The sequence below is a fragment of the Microbulbifer sp. HZ11 genome (genome assembly GCF_000708675.1).
Taxonomy (GTDB): Bacteria; Pseudomonadota; Gammaproteobacteria; order Pseudomonadales; family Cellvibrionaceae; genus Microbulbifer.
In genome coordinates this window covers 1,106,420-1,122,567 of sequence record NZ_JELR01000002.1, presented here as the reverse complement: position 1 = coordinate 1,122,567, position 16,148 = coordinate 1,106,420, and the positions used below count along the sequence as shown (strand labels likewise).

General features: G+C 57.4%; 13 protein-coding genes. 10 read left to right on the top strand and 3 right to left on the bottom strand.

Annotation, left to right across the window (positions count from 1 at the left end):
- Positions 1-60: 60 nt before the first annotated feature.
- A complete protein-coding gene (gene dnaB / locus AU11_RS12360) occupies positions 61-1,506 on the top strand; it encodes a replicative DNA helicase (RefSeq protein WP_043319658.1) in 1,446 nt (481 codons plus the stop codon).
- Between the two features lie 334 nt (positions 1,507-1,840).
- Here dnaB and AU11_RS12355 read toward each other — a convergent pair whose 3' ends face one another.
- A complete protein-coding gene (locus tag AU11_RS12355; RefSeq protein WP_043319657.1) occupies positions 1,841-2,332 on the bottom strand; it encodes a murein L,D-transpeptidase family protein in 492 nt (163 codons plus the stop codon).
- Positions 2,333-2,704: 372 nt separating this feature from the next.
- On the opposite strand from AU11_RS12355, the gene bioD reads away from it, so the two are divergent.
- The 3 genes from bioD to AU11_RS12340 all read left to right on the top strand — a co-directional run bounded on the left by bioD (position 2,705) and on the right by AU11_RS12340 (position 5,843).
- Complete coding sequence (gene bioD, locus AU11_RS12350; RefSeq protein WP_043319656.1) at positions 2,705-3,406, top strand: dethiobiotin synthase; 702 nt, start codon at positions 2,705-2,707, stop codon at positions 3,404-3,406.
- Between the two features lie 219 nt (positions 3,407-3,625).
- Complete coding sequence (locus AU11_RS12345) at positions 3,626-5,401, top strand: acyl-CoA dehydrogenase C-terminal domain-containing protein (protein ID WP_043319655.1); 1,776 nt, start codon at positions 3,626-3,628, stop codon at positions 5,399-5,401.
- Between the two features lie 217 nt (positions 5,402-5,618).
- Positions 5,619-5,843 carry a DUF3094 family protein gene (locus AU11_RS12340; protein ID WP_043319654.1) on the top strand — a complete coding sequence of 75 codons (225 nt, stop codon included), beginning with the start codon at positions 5,619-5,621 and terminating at the stop codon, positions 5,841-5,843.
- Here the strand turns inward: AU11_RS12340 and AU11_RS12335 are convergent.
- Positions 5,840-6,298 carry an EVE domain-containing protein gene (locus tag AU11_RS12335; protein WP_043319653.1) on the bottom strand — a complete coding sequence of 153 codons (459 nt, stop codon included), beginning with the start codon at positions 6,296-6,298 and terminating at the stop codon, positions 5,840-5,842. The genes AU11_RS12340 and AU11_RS12335 overlap by 4 nt on opposite strands.
- Before the next feature lie 134 nt (positions 6,299-6,432).
- Between AU11_RS12335 and AU11_RS12330 the strand changes: the two genes are divergently transcribed.
- From AU11_RS12330 to AU11_RS12315, 4 genes are all read left to right on the top strand, one after another.
- Positions 6,433-7,521 (top strand): sensor histidine kinase, encoded by a 1,089-nt coding sequence (locus AU11_RS12330; RefSeq protein ID WP_051687230.1) that lies wholly within the window; start codon positions 6,433-6,435, stop codon positions 7,519-7,521.
- 55 nt (positions 7,522-7,576) lie between these two features.
- Entirely contained in the window at positions 7,577-8,389 is an 813-nt protein-coding gene (locus tag AU11_RS12325) for a LytTR family DNA-binding domain-containing protein (RefSeq protein ID WP_043319652.1), read from the top strand.
- Between the two features lie 107 nt (positions 8,390-8,496).
- The gene (locus AU11_RS12320) at positions 8,497-9,099 is read left to right on the top strand and encodes an HdeD family acid-resistance protein (protein WP_197023833.1); all 603 of its coding nucleotides are present in this window, start codon (positions 8,497-8,499) and stop codon (positions 9,097-9,099) included.
- Between the two features lie 163 nt (positions 9,100-9,262).
- Complete coding sequence (locus AU11_RS12315) at positions 9,263-11,062, top strand: PLP-dependent aminotransferase family protein (protein WP_043319650.1); 1,800 nt, start codon at positions 9,263-9,265, stop codon at positions 11,060-11,062.
- A 12-nt stretch (positions 11,063-11,074) separates the two neighbouring features.
- Here AU11_RS12315 and AU11_RS12310 read toward each other — a convergent pair whose 3' ends face one another.
- Entirely contained in the window at positions 11,075-12,322 is a 1,248-nt protein-coding gene (locus tag AU11_RS12310; protein WP_051687229.1) for an MFS transporter, read from the bottom strand.
- Between the two features lie 327 nt (positions 12,323-12,649).
- Here AU11_RS12310 and AU11_RS12305 point away from each other — a divergent pair, with 327 nt between their 5' ends.
- A complete protein-coding gene (locus AU11_RS12305; protein WP_043319649.1) occupies positions 12,650-13,504 on the top strand; it encodes a carbon-nitrogen hydrolase family protein in 855 nt (284 codons plus the stop codon).
- A gap of 195 nt (positions 13,505-13,699) precedes the next feature.
- On the top strand, positions 13,700-16,144 hold the full coding sequence (locus AU11_RS12300; RefSeq protein ID WP_043319648.1) for a TonB-dependent receptor: 2,445 nt from the start codon (positions 13,700-13,702) through the stop codon (positions 16,142-16,144).
- The last annotated feature ends 4 nt before the right edge of the window (positions 16,145-16,148 follow it).

The following is a 16,148-nucleotide window of genomic DNA, read 5'->3' as shown; positions in this document are numbered from 1 at the left end:
AGCCCGATAAAAGGGCCCGTTCTGCGGGACCTATCCGGGCCATCGAATATAAAGCCGAAGATGAACGAATACGCTCCCCACGAAGAAGAAGCCCAGGAAACCACTGCCAGCTCGCCGCTGCCGCACTCGGTAGAGGCGGAACAGTCGGTACTGGGTGGCCTGATGCTCGATGCCAGCCGCCTGGATGCGGTGGCGGAGCAGCTGAGTGCGGAAGACTTCTTTGTCGCCAGCCACCGCATTATCTTTGGCGTCATGCTGGAACTGTCCAGCGGCGAGCAGCCGCTGGATATCGTCACCCTCGCCGAGGGCCTTGCCACCCGCGATCTGCTGGCGGATGTGGGCGGCCCGGCGTATCTCGCGGAACTCGCCGAAAATACCCCGTCTGCTGCGAATATCGTCGCCTACGCCAAGATCGTGCGCGAGCGCTCCATGCTGCGCCAGCTGATCGCCGCCGCCGGTGAAATCAGTCGCACCAGTTTCAATCCGGGTGGTTTAGGCTCCGCCGACCTGCTGCAGATGGCCGAGCGTCGTGTTGCGGAAATCGCCGAGGGCCGCGCCAAAGAGGGCGGCTTTGTCGGTGTCGATACGCTGCTGAAGAAAACCGTCGAGCGCATTGATGAACTGTTCAAATCCGAGGGCGACCTCACCGGTCTCAGCACCGGGCTCACCGAGCTGGATCAGCGAACTTCCGGTTGGCAGCCCGGTGAACTCATCATCCTCGCCGCACGTCCCTCCATGGGTAAGACCGCGCTGGCACTGAACTTCGTCGAAGCGGCAATGCTCAGTCAGGAGAAGCCGACCCTTGTGTTCAGTATGGAGATGCCCTCTGACAGTCTGGTAATGCGGATGTTGTCGTCTATCGGCAAGATCGATCAAGGGCGTATCCGTAACGGCAAGTTGCAGGAAGAGGACTGGCCAAAGCTGTCCAGCGCGGTGCAGAAGATGAAGGGCAAGGGGCTGTATATCGACGATACCCCGGGTCTTTCCCCTTCAGAGGTGCGGGCGCGGGTGAAACGCACGGTGCGCGACCATACCAACAAGTTGATGCAGGCGGACCCGAAGTTGTCCCGCGAGGAGGCAGAGCGCCGCGCGATGCCGGCGATGGTGATGGTGGATTACCTGCAGTTGATGCAGGTGAAGGGCAGTACCGAGGGGCGTACTCAGGAAATCTCCGAGATTTCGCGCTCTTTGAAGGCGTTGGCGAAGGAATACGAGTGCCCGGTGATTGCGCTGTCGCAGTTGAACCGTGGTGTGGAGCAGCGCCCGAACAAGCGGCCGATGAACTCGGACCTTCGGGAATCCGGGGCGATCGAGCAGGATGCGGATGTGATTCTGTTTATTTACCGGGATGAGTATTACAACGAGGACAGTCCGGATAAGGGCCTGGCGGAGCTGATTATCGGTAAGCAGCGTAACGGTGAGATTGGTACTTGCCGGGCGGCGTTTGTGGGTAAGTACACGCGCTTTGATGATCTGGCGCCAGAGTATTACCAGGAAGAGCACTGAGACTGAAGATCGAGTCGCAGAAGTCAAAAGTTAAGGTGAATTGCTGGGGGCGGGTTTTCAGGATCGTCACAAACAGGATGTTTGTGCCGAAGCGCCCAGGGATGGGTTCACAGCGGTCCTGAAAACCCTCACCCAGTGATTCGCTGCCACGATGGTGGTTCGGAGCACTGATCTCCGACGCGGTGGCGGCCGAGCGCTGGGGCAAGTTTTTCGAATCGCTGCGAGTACATCCATGTACGCTCCGGCGCCGCCATCCATGGCGACGACGGTTCGAAAAACTTGCCCCAGCCCCCGGCCTTCAATTCAAGATTCTCTACGCTGTGGCCAGAGAAATTTACGGAAAGATCTCGATCGGCGTTCCGGTATCCACCATCGCCCAGATCTCGTCCATTTCCGGGTTGGTTACCGCAATACAGCCGTCGGTCCAGTTCATTTTGGTCAGGTACTGTTCGATGCCTTTCCAGTGGGGCTTCTGGCCGTGGATCATGATGGAACCACCGGGACTGCGGCCCAATTTTTTTGCCCGGGCGCGGTCCTGCGCATTGGGGTAGGACACCTGGATCGCGCGGTAATAGGTGCTGTTCTTCTTTTTCCAGTTCAGCGTATAGCGGCCTTCCGGGGTGCGGGAGTCACCTTCGTACTGTTTGTGGCCCACCGGATTTTTACCGAATACCACCTTGTAGCTCTTCACAATCTTGCCGTTGCGCTTCAGCTGCATCAGGTGTTTGGATTTGTAGACCACCACTTCATCCACAGGCTTGATCTTGGCAATGGCCAGGGTGGGAATCAGGAGTAAGGCAATCAGACTCAATTTCAGGTATCGCATGGCTCTCGTCGGTATAAATGGCATTGTTTGTTATGTCATTCCGGGGCTGTAAATCAGCTTCCGTACTTTCGCACTTCCACATCCCTGCCGTTTGCGGGGAGACTCGGCGTGCAGGCGGGAGTAGTCCGCCGGTGGCTGAGCAATGTGGTTGCGCGGTGCGACTTGGTGGCGCAATAGCGTCATGACAGCGCTGTCCTAGGCTGTCACCCCATGCCAGAGGCGGGGGTCTTCGTTAGGCAATTATCCTAACCCCAACCATGTTTGGCGAAGTGGGTTGTACGATTACTGCTCTACGTGGTCAATTTATCAGCAAGTAGATCATGTTTAAAGGGGCGTCAACATAAAAGATTTCTATAAGAGAGGTAAGTTTCCGTGACCCGTACGTTTTTTGTGACCGGCACCAATACCGAAGTCGGAAAGACCTATACAAGTGCGGCGTTACTGCATGCCGCAGCCACACAGGGGCTGAAAACCGCAGCGGTGAAACCGGTGGCGTCCGGCTGCGAGCAGACCCCCGACGGGTTGCGCAATCGTGACGCGCTGACGCTGATGGAAGCGATGACCGAAGAGTTGCCCTACGAGCAGGTCAACCCCATTGCACTGGAGCCGGCGATCGCTCCCCATATTGCCGCTATGGAAGCGGGTAAACGGCTGGATGTATCGCGTCTTGTGGGCATCTGTCGCGGGGTAATGAGCACTAAAACCGACCTGGTGCTGATCGAGGGCGCGGGGGGGTGGCGCGTGCCATTGGCGCCGCGGCAGTTCCTGTCGGATCTGCCGCGGGAGCTGGAGCTGCCGGTGGTTCTGGTGGTGAGCCTGGAGTTGGGGTGTATCAACCACGCGCTGCTGACCGCCGAAGCCATTCATCGCGACGGCCTCAAGTTGGCCGGCTGGGTGGCCAATTTTGCGCGCGCGCCCAAGTCCGAAATGCCCCGCGCGCAGGAAAACCTGATGACACTTGGTGCCATACTGCCAGCCCCCTGCCTGGGAGCACTCGACTTTGATGAATCTGGCGACTACCGCAATGGCGCCGCCCACCTCGACCTCTCCCCGCTGCTATCTTCTTCCAACTAATCCCTTCGTGAACTCCCCCTGCTGTGGCCGGGGGGTGACGGATTCGCACAGGCCGGGCTCCCCCGTTCGGCTTGACTTGGGATGCGCTTGGCCCTAGATTTCAAACATGTGTTTGAAACAAATATTTGAAACAATCGATTGATCGACTTCATGAGCTGTCCGATCAGTCATTGCGTAAATACCGATAACGAGTCAAAACCGATTCAGCGAGGCGAGACCATGGCCGATTACAAGGCGCCACTGCGCGAGATGAACTTCCTGCTGCACGAGGTATTCGAAGCGGACAAATTGTGGGCGCGCCTGCCTGCGTTGGCGGAAACCGCAGACCGCGAAACCGCCGACGCCATTCTGGAAGAGATGGGCAAGCTGGCCGCCAATACCCTGGACCCGCTCAACCGCAGCGGTGATGAGGAAGGCTGTCACTGGAATGACGGCGTGGTAACCACCCCGAAAGGCTTCCCGGAAGCCTACGCCACCTATTGCGAAGGCGGCTGGGGTGCGCTGGTGGGTAACCCGGAGTTCGGCGGTATGGGCATGCCCAAGATGCTGGGTGTGCAGGTGGAAGAAATGTTGTGTTCGGCGAACATCTCCTTCGCCCTCTACCCGGTACTTACCAACGGCGCCTGCCTGGCCATCGATGCCCACGGCAGCGACGAGTTGAAAGAAAAATACCTCCCCAACATGTATGCGGGTACCTGGGCCGGGGCCATGGATCTGACCGAGCCCCATGCCGGTACCGACCTCGGCATCATCCGCACCAAGGCGGAGCCTCAGGACGACGGCAGCTACCGTATTACCGGCAGCAAGATTTTTATCACCGGCGGAGACCATGACCTGTCGGAAAACATCATCCACCTGGTGCTGGCCAAACTGCCGGATGCGCCCAAGGGCCCGAAAGGTATCTCCCTGTTCCTGGTGCCGAAGATCCTGGTGAACGAAGACGGCAGCCTGGGCGAGCGCAATGGTGTGAGCTGTGGCTCCATTGAGCACAAGATGGGGATCAAGGCGTCTGCTACCTGCGCGATGAACTTCGACGGTGCCAAGGGCTGGCTGGTGGGTGAGGTGAACAAGGGCCTCGCCGCCATGTTCACCATGATGAACTACGAGCGCCTGGGTGTGGGTATTCAGGGCCTCGGCGCTTCCGAGCGCTCCTATCAGAGTGCCATTGAATACGCCCGCGATCGCGTGCAGAGCCGCTCCCCGGAAGGCGCCAAGCAACCGGAGAAAGCCGCCGACCCGATCATCGTGCACCCGGATGTACGCCGTATGCTGCTGACCCAGAAGGCCTATATCGGTGGCGCCCGTGCCCTGTCCACATATGTGGCCAAGTGGCTGGATCTGTCCAAATACGGTGAAGGGGAAGAGAAGCAGCACGCGGAAGCCATGGTGGCGCTGCTGACCCCGGTGGCCAAGGCCTTCTTCACTGACAAGGGCCTGGAGTGCACCGTGCTCGGCCAGCAGGTGTTCGGCGGCCACGGCTATATTCGCGAGTGGGGCCAGGAGCAGCTGGTGCGCGACGTGCGCATTACCCAGATCTATGAAGGCACCAACGGTATCCAGGCCCTGGACCTGATCGGCCGTAAGACTGTGGCCAACGGCGGCGCCTTCTTCGAACTGTTCGCCGCCGACGTGCAGCAGTTTATCGACGCCAATGCCGCGAACGATGCTCTGTCTGAATTCATCGTGCCGCTGGCGGCCGAGCTGCAACGCCTGAAGGACGTGACTGCCGCGGTGATCGAAGCCGCCAAGAGCGACCCCAACGCACCGGGTGCGGCTTCGGTGGAATATCTGCACCAGTTCGGCTTCGTTGCCTACGCCTATATGTGGGCCAAGGTCGCCAGCGTTGCTGTGGGGCAGAGCGACGATTTCTATCGCAGCCAAATCAAGACCGCGCGCTTCTTCTTCGCCCGTCTGCTGCCGCAGACCAAGGCACTGGCGGCGAGCGTGCTGGCCGGTAGTGAGACCCTGATGGATCTGGAAGAAGAGTTGTTCTGACCCCGGTTGCTGGATGCCGGATGTTTTTGTCATGCCGGACTCGATCCGGTACCGGCATGACTGGGATTCGGCGTAATCCGCTTTGCCTCGTCATCCCGGACTCGATCCGGGATCCAGGTCCTTCGGACGATCAAAGCCCCGCACCCGCGGGGCTTTTTTCATTTCGGCGAATCTCCTAAACTCGGGACATCACAATAAAAAAGATCCCGAGTTACCTATGTCCAGTTCCGATTCGCCCACTCCAGACTTCGAAACCACCATCCCGCCGAAAAAACTCTCCGACGAAGACCAGGCCAAGGTCGATCGTTACCTGAAAAGTGGCCACAACGATGTGGAGCGCAAACCGTTTCGTCCTTTTCTGTTGCTCGGCATTATTCTCGTGGTGCTGACCGTATTATCTCTACTCAGCCTGTTTATCGCGCGCACCAAAGGTGTCGTTTAGGCTCCGAGTTTCAATAGCAGTCGCCATTCGCTCTCGCTTACTGGCTGAATCGACAACCGCCCCTGCCTCACCAGTACCATCTCTGCCAGCGCCCGGTTCTGCTTGATCTCTTTCAGTGGCAGCGGGCGGGCAAATTCGCTCTGCCAGCGGATATCCACACAGAACCAGCGCGGCTTGTCTGCGGTGGCCTTGGGGTCGAAGTATTTACTCTCTGCATCGAACTGAGCGGGATCCGGGTAGGCGGCTCGTACCACTTGCGCCGTGCCGACTATGGCCGGCACCTTGCAAGCGCTATGATAGAAGAGCACCCCGTCGCCTTCTGCAACCTTGTCCCTCAGAAAGTTGCGCGCTTGGTAATTGCGGATACCATCCCAACGGCCGGTGTGACCAGGTTCGCTTTTCAGGTCATCAAGGCTATATTCATCTGGTTCCGACTTGAACAGCCAGTAATTCATCGCTCTGTCTCCCCATACCGCGAATTCTGCGGCAGTCCGTCCGATTGCTGCGTTTGGTGGTATTTCACCCACAGGCGGCGTCAATTAGGCTATTTTCCCAGATTGGCGCCGTACGTGCGCGCTTTTGGAGATTTATGGGTACTTCTGTTTTCAACTGGCTGTCCGACTGGCTGGCGACCGAGCGCAACCAGTACTGGGCGCTGCAAATCAGCGGCTGGGCCGGCTACACACTGCTGACGTTTATTGGCGGCTTCTTCTGGGTGGAGAACCACTGGCTGTATACCGGCTATCTGGCGGTGGCCACGGCGTCTGGTATTGCCCTCTCCGAGGGGATGCGCCGCGGTTTCCAGCGTTTATGGGACAAGCCGCCGGCAACCCGCCTGAGTGGCACTCTGGGGGTGATTATCATCGCGGCCGCCCTGTGGGCGGCAATCAAGTTTGGCGGCTCCCTGTGGCTATACGGCAAGGACAGTGACGAACACCCCATGGTGATGGCGGTTTACTGGTTCTCGTATTCTTTTCTGATATACATGACCTGGACGGCTCTCTACTACGGTATCAAGTACTATCAGACTTCCCTGCAGCAGCAGGAGAAGGCGCTCAAAGCCGAGTCTATCGCCCACCAGTCTCAGCTCAAGATGCTGCGCTACCAGCTCAACCCGCATTTCCTGTTCAATACCCTGAATGCGATTTCCACCCTGATCCTGGATCAGGACGGCAAAACGGCAAACAGCATGGTCACCCGGCTGTCCCAGTTCCTGCGCCACTCGCTGGATAACGACCCGATGCAGAAGGTGACTCTGGCGAAAGAAGTGGAAGCGTTGATGCTCTATCTGGATATTGAGAAGGTGCGCTTCGCGGATCGCCTGCAGATCAATGTGGATCTGGACGGCGAGGCAACGCAGGCGCTGGTACCCAGTCTGCTGCTGCAACCAATTGTGGAAAATGCCATCAAATACGGTATTTCCCAGCGGGAGTGGGGTGGTGAGATCACGATTAAAGCGCGCGTATTCGCCGGCGAACTGCTGGTCGAGATCAGTGACAATGGCCCCGGGGTGCGCGAGGAGGATCTCGCAGGCCTGGGCCAGGGTGCCGGTGTGGGAATTCGCAATACCTGCGAACGCCTGCGAGCGCTGTACGGTGTAGAGCAGAAAACCCGGTTCTGTAACCGGCCTGAAGGTGGGTTGGCAGTGCACCTGCGCATTCCGTTCGAACAGGAATAATACCGGGGTGGAATAAATACGGCCCGCACGAGGGCAATCCGGAGAAAAGCGACCAGTGAGTAACGAAACCCTGAACGTCATCATCGTGGACGATGAACCTCTTGCCCGGCGCGGCCTGCGACTGCGCCTGGAAAACCTGGGCGGAATCGAGGTGGTGGCCGAATGCGGCAATGGCCGCGACGCGCGGGAGCAGATTCTGGAATTGAAGCCGGATGTAGCTTTTCTGGATATCCAGATGCCGGGTGTCAGTGGGCTGGAGCTGGTGCAGCTGCTTCCGAAGGACGATATTCCTCAGGTCGTATTTGTGACCGCCTACGATCAGTACGCGGTAGAGGCGTTCGAGGTCAATGCGGTGGATTATGTACTGAAGCCAATCGAGGAAGACCGTCTGGCGCTGGCCTTGCAGCGGGTGCGGGCAAAACTGGGCAGTGAAAACCTGGTTGCCCAGCGCGAGCAGTTGTTGGAGGCGGTAGCGGACCTGACTCAGGAATCACCGGAGGCACTGGAGCAGAAACTGGCAGCCGGTGAGCTGGGGGGGAATCGTTACCCGGACAAGATCGCCATCAAGGACTCTGGAAAAATCACCCTGGTACCGGCGCGAGACATCGACTGGATCGACGCAGCCGGCGATTATATGTGTGTGCACGCCAACGGCGAAACCCACGTAATGCGCATCACTATGAAGGAACTGGAGCAGCAGCTGGATCCGAAAGTATTTCAGCGTATTCACCGTTCGACTATCGTCAATCTCAAGCGGGTGCGCGAGATCTGTGCGCACATCAATGGTGAGTACCACCTGGTGCTCAACAATGGCGAGCGACTGAAAATGAGTCGCAGTTATAAAAACAAGGTCCAGCACTTTATCTGACACCGGCTGCGCCTGAAAAAAATAATCTCGTTTTTCGCTTTCCCGGAGATTAAAACTCCGGCTTGACGGTGATCCCGCATCGGGGCACCCATAGTCAGGAGGCGCCCATGGCACCCGAAAGTGACTCTCAAGTATCTCTGTCTTCCCGCCCATTACTGCGCGCCATGGCCGATAACTGGTGGGTGGCGCTGCTGCGTGGTCTGTTCGCCATAGCATTTGGCGTGCTCACGTTTATCTGGCCGGGTATCTCCCTGCTTAGTCTGGTGTTTCTATTCGCGATTTATACCTTGATTGACGGCGTGGTGGCACTTTACGGCGCGATCAAGGGGCGCGGCCAGGTGGAGCGTTCGTCCCTTTGGTGGCTATTGTTTGTGGGTATCACCGGTATTGCCGCAGGGATTCTCACCTTCGTTTATCCACAGGTGACCGCGCTGGTGCTGGTGATTTTTATTGGTGCCTGGGCACTGGTGCGCGGTATCTTCGAGATCGTTGGTGCCCTACGCCTGCGCAAGGAAATTGAACACGAGTGGCTGTTGATTTTTGCGGGCTTCCTGTCGGTAATCTTTGGCCTGGTCCTGTTGCTCAAGCCCGGTGCCGGCGCCCTCGCACTACTCTGGCTGATCGGCAGTTACGCTATCGTGTTCGGCATCATCCTGGTGTGGTTGGCATTTCGCTTGAAAAAGTTGGCACGCAATACGCATACTGGCTGACTACCTGGGGAAGGCTGGAAAAGTCTTTCGCGGACGGGCTCTCTGATGTTCGGGGGCCCGGTATCGCGGAGGTACGCCGGCTTGAATCTGGACTGGGCGCCGTGCACACTGCGGGCAACCTCCAGAATACGCACCAGGCCAAAACAAATATAACGAGCCGTTCATGAGCGAAGCACTGATCGTTCTCGATCCCGCTGCGGATAAAAGTCTGCAGCAGCAAATCCGTGAAAAACTGATCCAGGGGATTCTGTCTGGCAGCATTCCCGCGGGGCATAAAATGCCCTCATCGCGGCGAATGGCCGAGCAGCTTGGTGTTGCCCGCAATACGGTGGTGCTTGCCTATCAACAGCTGGTGGATGATGGTTTTCTGGTAACCCGTGAGCGCAGTGGTTTCTATGTCAGCGAAACCGTGTCGCAGCAGGGGGTGATCAGTCACAATGCCGGTGAACCGCAGCGGGATGAGGACGACCGACAATTCTGGCGCACTCACTGCAACCCCGTTTCCGTCAGCCGCCGGGCTCTGCAAAACCGCCCCGCCAACTGGCTTCAGTATCCTTATCCATTTGTCAGCAACGAGTATGATCCGCGGCTCTACCCCAGCACCGAATGGCGGGAGTGCACCCGGGATATTTTTACCGCGCGGGAAGTCGCGCAGTGGGCCACACTCGGCAATAACGAGGACGACCGCCACCTGGTGGAACAGATCTGCACCCGCCTGCTACCGCGCCGGGGAATCTATGTGGAACCTGGGCAGATATTGCTGACCAGCGGTATAGAGCAGGCCTGCTATCTGCTGGGGGAACTGCTGCTGGGTAACCAGCGCAGGCTTGCGCTGGTCAAACCTGCCGGCGGTGAAACCGGTGAGATTTTTCGACGCTCAGGAGCCCAGATACAGTCACTTTCACAGGATGCCGATGGTCCGCTACTGGATGAGAGTTTCCAGACGTCTCAGTGCATTTACCTGCAGCCCAATGTGCACAATCCCACCGCCGTTACCACCAGCCTGGAGCGTCGCCGACAGCTGCTAAAGCAGGCGCGGGAGCAGCAGGCCGTGGTTATCGAAAACGACTGTGATCATGATTTCTGTTACCACGGCAATCCATTGCCACCGCTGAAAAGTATGGAGGGTGGCAGTTCGGTTATCTATCTCTATCAATTTCCAAAGATCATCGACCCCGGGATGCAGCTTGCCTTTGTGGTTGCCCCGAAGCCGGTGATTCAGCGACTGCGCGCGCTGCGCTACACCCTGCGCGAGCGGGTACCCGCACTCAATCAGCGTTTGCTGGCCAAGTTTGTGGCGGCCGGTCATCTGGATGCGGCGCTGTTCAAAATCACCCAGCAGCTGAAGGAGCGCTGGATCGCACTGGGCGAAGCCCTGATGTACCACCTGCCCAAGTTAAAGGTGCGCCGTGCCAGCTGCGGCACTGCCTGCTGGCTGGAGTTACCACCACATGTGGATGGTGCCCAGCTGCAGATCAGTGCTGAACAGAACGGCTTGTTGCTGGAGACCGTGGGGGACGGCAGCGCCGTGCGACTTGGCTTTTCCGCGATCGATGCAGATAAAATCGAGGGTGGTGTGCGAGTGCTTGCGCAATTGATCAATGGCGAGTTGCAGGCGGAAGAGGAGTCACTGGATGTGGCTTCTGGCCGACGCCTTAGCGCGGAAGATTTGCAGCGGGAAATGCCGGGAGCCATATTCCTCGGCACCAACACCCTGGGCGAGTCCTATCGTATCGAGCTGAAGCCGGACGGCACCATGCTCGGCTATTCCCGCAACGATGTGGAGATGGACGAGACCGACACTGGCCGCTGGTGGCTCGACGGCGACCAGTGGGTGCGCCAGTGGCGCACCTGGTCCTACGGCCGCAAGGCAAGTTTCTACGTGGTGACCGATGGCCACCGCATCAAGTGGTTCAATGAAACCGGCAAACTGATTGATGCGGCGATTATCGCCAATGAGTAACGCGCGTGCCCGTCAGTTCCCCGGAGCGCGATCGAGCCGCGCTGCCGCGGGTACCGCAATCAGACAGATTGCCAATACTGCAACGGTAAGAATGATCAGCTGGGTATAGCTGCCACCACCGGTAATAAAGTAACCCGCAAACAGTGGCCCACAGGCCAGCCCCAGCTTCGACGCGAAGCCACCAAACGCACCCATCTGCCCGGCACTGTCAAAACGTGATGCCATGGTCAGGAAATAGGGTACGCAGAACGCCCAGGTAATTCCGGTAACCACATTGGCCAGAATAAATAGCGGGCGAATATCACTGAACACAAACAGCAGCAGGCCGAGTAGGGTAATGATCAGTGCCGCAGCCAGGGGTTTGGCCAGGGGATATTTCTGGCCGGTCACCGCCGCCAGCGCGGCGCCACCAATGGCAATCAGGTTTGCCCAGAACAGGGTCTGGCTGATAAAACCCAGGGGCAATCCAAAGGTTTTGCCCAGGTCGAAAATGAAAGCGAACAGCGCCATGTTTGCGAACTGGAAGCAGAACAGCGCAATCAGAGTGATGATGATGGGCGCCAGTGGCAGCGGCGCTGCGCTTTCCGCGTGCGCGCGACTCTCAGCTTCCGTTGGTAGCGGGTAATCGGCAATCAGCGGCAGCATCAGCAGTGTGATGACGCTGAAGGTAATCAGCGCAAAGAAAGGCACATAGGTGCCGTGTTCCACCACCAGCGCAGGCAGAAATCCCACCCCGATGGCCCCGCCGGTGTATTGCACCAACAGCACCATGCTGTAACTGCGCCCGGCAATACCGCTGCGGGCAATGACCGCAAACCCCAACCCTACCAGGGCGCCGCCGAGAATCCCGTGCACCAGTCGCAACGGAATCAGCAGGTCCAGATTGGCTAGCTGAATGGTCAGCACATCCATGCCGATAGAGCAGCACAGTAGTATCGCCGCAGCGCGCTTCCAGCGCGGAATGTACCGGATCAGCCAGGAAACCGTAAATGCTCCGATCACCGCGCCCATGGTGTTGGCAAAGGTGATCTGCCCCGCCTGTTCGGCACTTAACCCCGCACCCGCCATCAGTGCGTCCACAATGACCGGAAAGATGTTCACATAGTAAAGGCCCGCAGACGAAAGAAACGCGAGAAAGATGCTCGCGATCCAGCCGTTGCTGACTAAAAGACTATTTCCAGCGGCCGCATCGGGAATTCTTTTTCCGGAATAGCCTGATTCTGGGGCATCTGTTGCTGCAGACTGGGGGGGATTTTCCATGGGTACTCCGGCGATTGTGGCAATTTGTTATCTGTCTTATCCCTTGAACCGACGTCCGTTCAGCGGTTGTCGCGGTCGGTTCCTGTGCCGGACCAAAGCTAACTTATTACAGCGCGTGTGATAGTGCCAGATCCGGCTCGCAGTTGGGTCCAAATCCGCCATTCCGCGACCTCCTCGGCTTTGGACTCATGTATCCCGCCCATCTGGCCCTATAGCCGCGTCTCGCTCTGCGCCAGTATTAATCCAGCTGGCCAACGCTGCCCGGAAAGCACCGGCAAGGCGGCGGCAACAACAAAAATCAATAATCCAGAACCAGGAACCGGTGTGATGAGTAGCAACCGCAGGTCTTTCGGAATAGCAGCACTGCAATTGAAACTGGATGAGGCAGACAATCTGGAGCTGCTGCTGCAGAAAATCCAGCGCACCAAGTTGCGCTACCCCTGGGTCAAAATGATCGTACTGAGCGAGTTGGCTCTGCGTGGTGTCGGCGCGCAACACGCCCGCGAGCTGCCCTCTGCGGAAGAGGAAGCTTTCTGCCGTACCGCAAGGGAACTGGGAATCTGGCTGATTCCGGGATCCATGTATGAAAAGTGCGGCAGCGCCGTGTTCAACACCACGCCGGTGATCAATCCAGCCGGTGAGGTCATCGCCCGCTATCGCAAGATCTACCCCTTCCTGCCTTACGAAAAAGGCGTCACCGCGGGAGATCAGTTTGTTGTATTTGATGTGCCCGAGGTGGGGCGCTTTGGGGTCTCCATCTGCTACGACATGTGGTTCCCCGAAACCACCCGAGCCATGGCCTGGATGGGTGCAGAAGTGATTATCCACCCCACCAAAACCGACACCATCGATCGCAAAGACGAGCTTTCCATGGTGCGCGCCAGTGCGGTGATGAACCAGTGTTACATCGTCGATGTAAACGGAGCCGGCGAGCAGGGCAACGGCCGCTCGATCATTGTCGGACCAGAAGGCGATACCCTGCATGAGGCCTCTATTGAGGAAGAAATTATCGCTCTGTTTATTGATGTAGAAAAAGTTGCTCAGGTACGTGAGCGCGGCATGAAAGGTCTGGGACAAACCCTGAAAAGTTTCCGCGATGGCAAGGTGCACTATCCACAGTACGAGCGGGGTGCGGTATCCCCTGCGCTGGAGCAGCTTGGCGAGCTGAAAGTGCCGGAATAAGACCGGCGAAGCAAAAGTTCATTTCTCACAGGATGGCTTTTAACAACCACAACAAACTGGACCAGTCGTTGTAGACTAACTGGCACTAGGTATAGGCCAGGGTCCAGTTATACAAAAGAATCACAATAAAAGCCGGCGCAGTTTGGCCAGCGGCGAAAACTCAAAATAAGAGATCCAAACCTAGCAGAGGGCATCATGAAACAACCAAACAAGCAGGGTTTCAGCAAATCCACACTGGCAACCGCCGTCGCGGCAGTATCCGCGGGTACACTGCTATCCGTTCCGCAGCTGGCGAGTGCGCAAGAATCACTGATTGAGGAAGTGATTGTGACTGCTACCCGCCGTGCGGAGAGTGTTCAGGATATTCCATACAACATTTCTGCTGTAAGCGGGGATGAGCTCGAAGCAGGGCAGATCACCGATGCGGCAGAAATGATGCGCAGTGTTCCGGGGCTGACCGTCGTTGACCGGGGCTACCGCAATTCGGGCACCGTCAATGGTGTCATTATCCGTGGTATGAATGTCGACAGCGGTGCGAACGGTGATGTTCCTCTTTCCGCTGTACCGACCGTTGCCACTTACGTTGATGACACGCCTCTGTACGGAAACTTTATTCTTAAGGATATTGAACGCGTGGAAGTGCTGCGTGGCCCGCAGGGTACGCTGTATGGATCAGGCTCTCTGGCGGGTACCGTTCGCTACATCATGGCCAAACCCTCTACCGATGGGTTTGAAGCGAAAGTGGGTAGCAGCATCAGCCAGACTGAGGGCTCTGGTGGCACCAACTTCAGTGCCGACGCACTGGTCAATATTCCCCTGGGTGAAAAAATGGCGCTGCGCGCTTCCGCGGGTATGATCGACAACGATGGTATTGTTGACTACACCAACGTTTACGAGCTTGATTCCCAGGGCGCTCCGGTTGCGGCCGGCGGTGACATTGCCAATGGGGCACCGGTATTCCGTAGTGTAGAGGATGCGGATACCGTAGAGATTACCTATGCACGTGCGTCGTTGCTGATTGAGCCGAATGATGAACTGAGTGTGCAGCTTTCTCACCAGATGCAGAGCGATGAAATTGGCGGGCGCCGCCAGGTCACCCGCGGCAGCAACTGGGTGAGTGGTGAAGAAGAGTTTTACGATGATTACGAAAATGGCGCGGTGACTCTGGAGCCGTCCGAGCGGGACGTGTCTCTTACCGCGCTGGAGATCTCGCTGGATATGGGTTTTGCAACCTTTACCTCCAGTACCTCTAACTATTCCCACGACGGTATTGCCATCAGTGACAACTCCGGTTTCTACGCGCAGAACGACTGGTTTGGCGCTTACTACGGTGGTTCGCCAAGACCGTTGGCACAGGCGGAGCGCTTCTATGACGACAGCGCCTTGGTACAGGAAATCCGTCTGGTATCCAATGGTGATCAGTTTGTCGACTGGGTCGCTGGCTTCTTCTATATGGATCAGGAGAGCAACGCGGGTCAGAACAGCTATATGCCGGGTTGGGCAGCGTGGGCCGCAGAAGCACCCGCAGTGTGGACTCCCGGGCTTTCCTTCGCTGAAGAATTTGCGAGCTGGGGTGCAAACGTCCAGGACCAGGATTTCTACTTCCGCCGTAACCAGAGCTTTACCGATGCGGCCATTTTCGGTGAAACCACGTTCAATTTCTCCGACACTTTCCGTATGACCCTTGGCCTGCGTCACTTCGATAACAAGCTGACCAATGACAGTGTACTGCAGCTGCCGATCTGGCCCGAGCCGGAAGAAGACACCAAAGCCAGCTTTACTACCGAGGAGAGCGATACCCTGCTGAAGGCCAATGTCTCCTGGGATATGAGTGCGGACACCATGCTGTACGCTACCGTTTCCGAAGGCTATCGCCGTGGCGGCGCCAATGCAGTGCCTCTGGTCGGCGGCTTTGCCGAGAGCCCGGATTACCTGCAGTATGGATCCGACCAGGTGATGAACTACGAGCTGGGTGTGAAAGGCACCACTGACTCTCTACGTTACACCGTGTCTCTCTTCCGTATGGACTGGAGTGACCCCCAGCTGAATACATCGACGGCAAACTGGGGCTTCTTTGCTGCGGTCAATGGGGATGAAGCCAGAACCCAGGGACTTGAAGTTGAGCTTCAGGGGGACCTGACTGAGAGCATCGGCTACAACCTAGGTTACGCATTTGTGGATGCTGAACTGACTGCAGATTTCTATCAGCCCTACGGTAACTTCCAGGGCAGTGGTGTCACTGGGGAATACATTGTTGCAGAGTCAGGTGCTAGTTTGCCGGGCACCGCCGAGCATACTCTGTCGGTAGCAATGGACCACACCGCTACCCTGGGCGCATTCACGCTGGTTAGTCGCTTGAATGGTTATTATCAATCAGAAACCTCAAACTCCATCGGCACCGGTAAGACATCTGCAGAGTTCGATGGATTCCAGTTGTGGAACCTGAGCAGTACCCTCGTGGCAGACGACTGGGACGTCACCCTTTATGCCAAGAACCTTTTCAACGAAGATGGTGTAACCGGGGCACTGACCGAAGCTCATATGGGTACCGATCCGGCGGAGAGTTTCTACGGTAATTCCTCTAAAGACTACATCAGCCTGCCGCGTACTTTAGGTGTTTCTGGTCGCTATCACTTCTAAACAT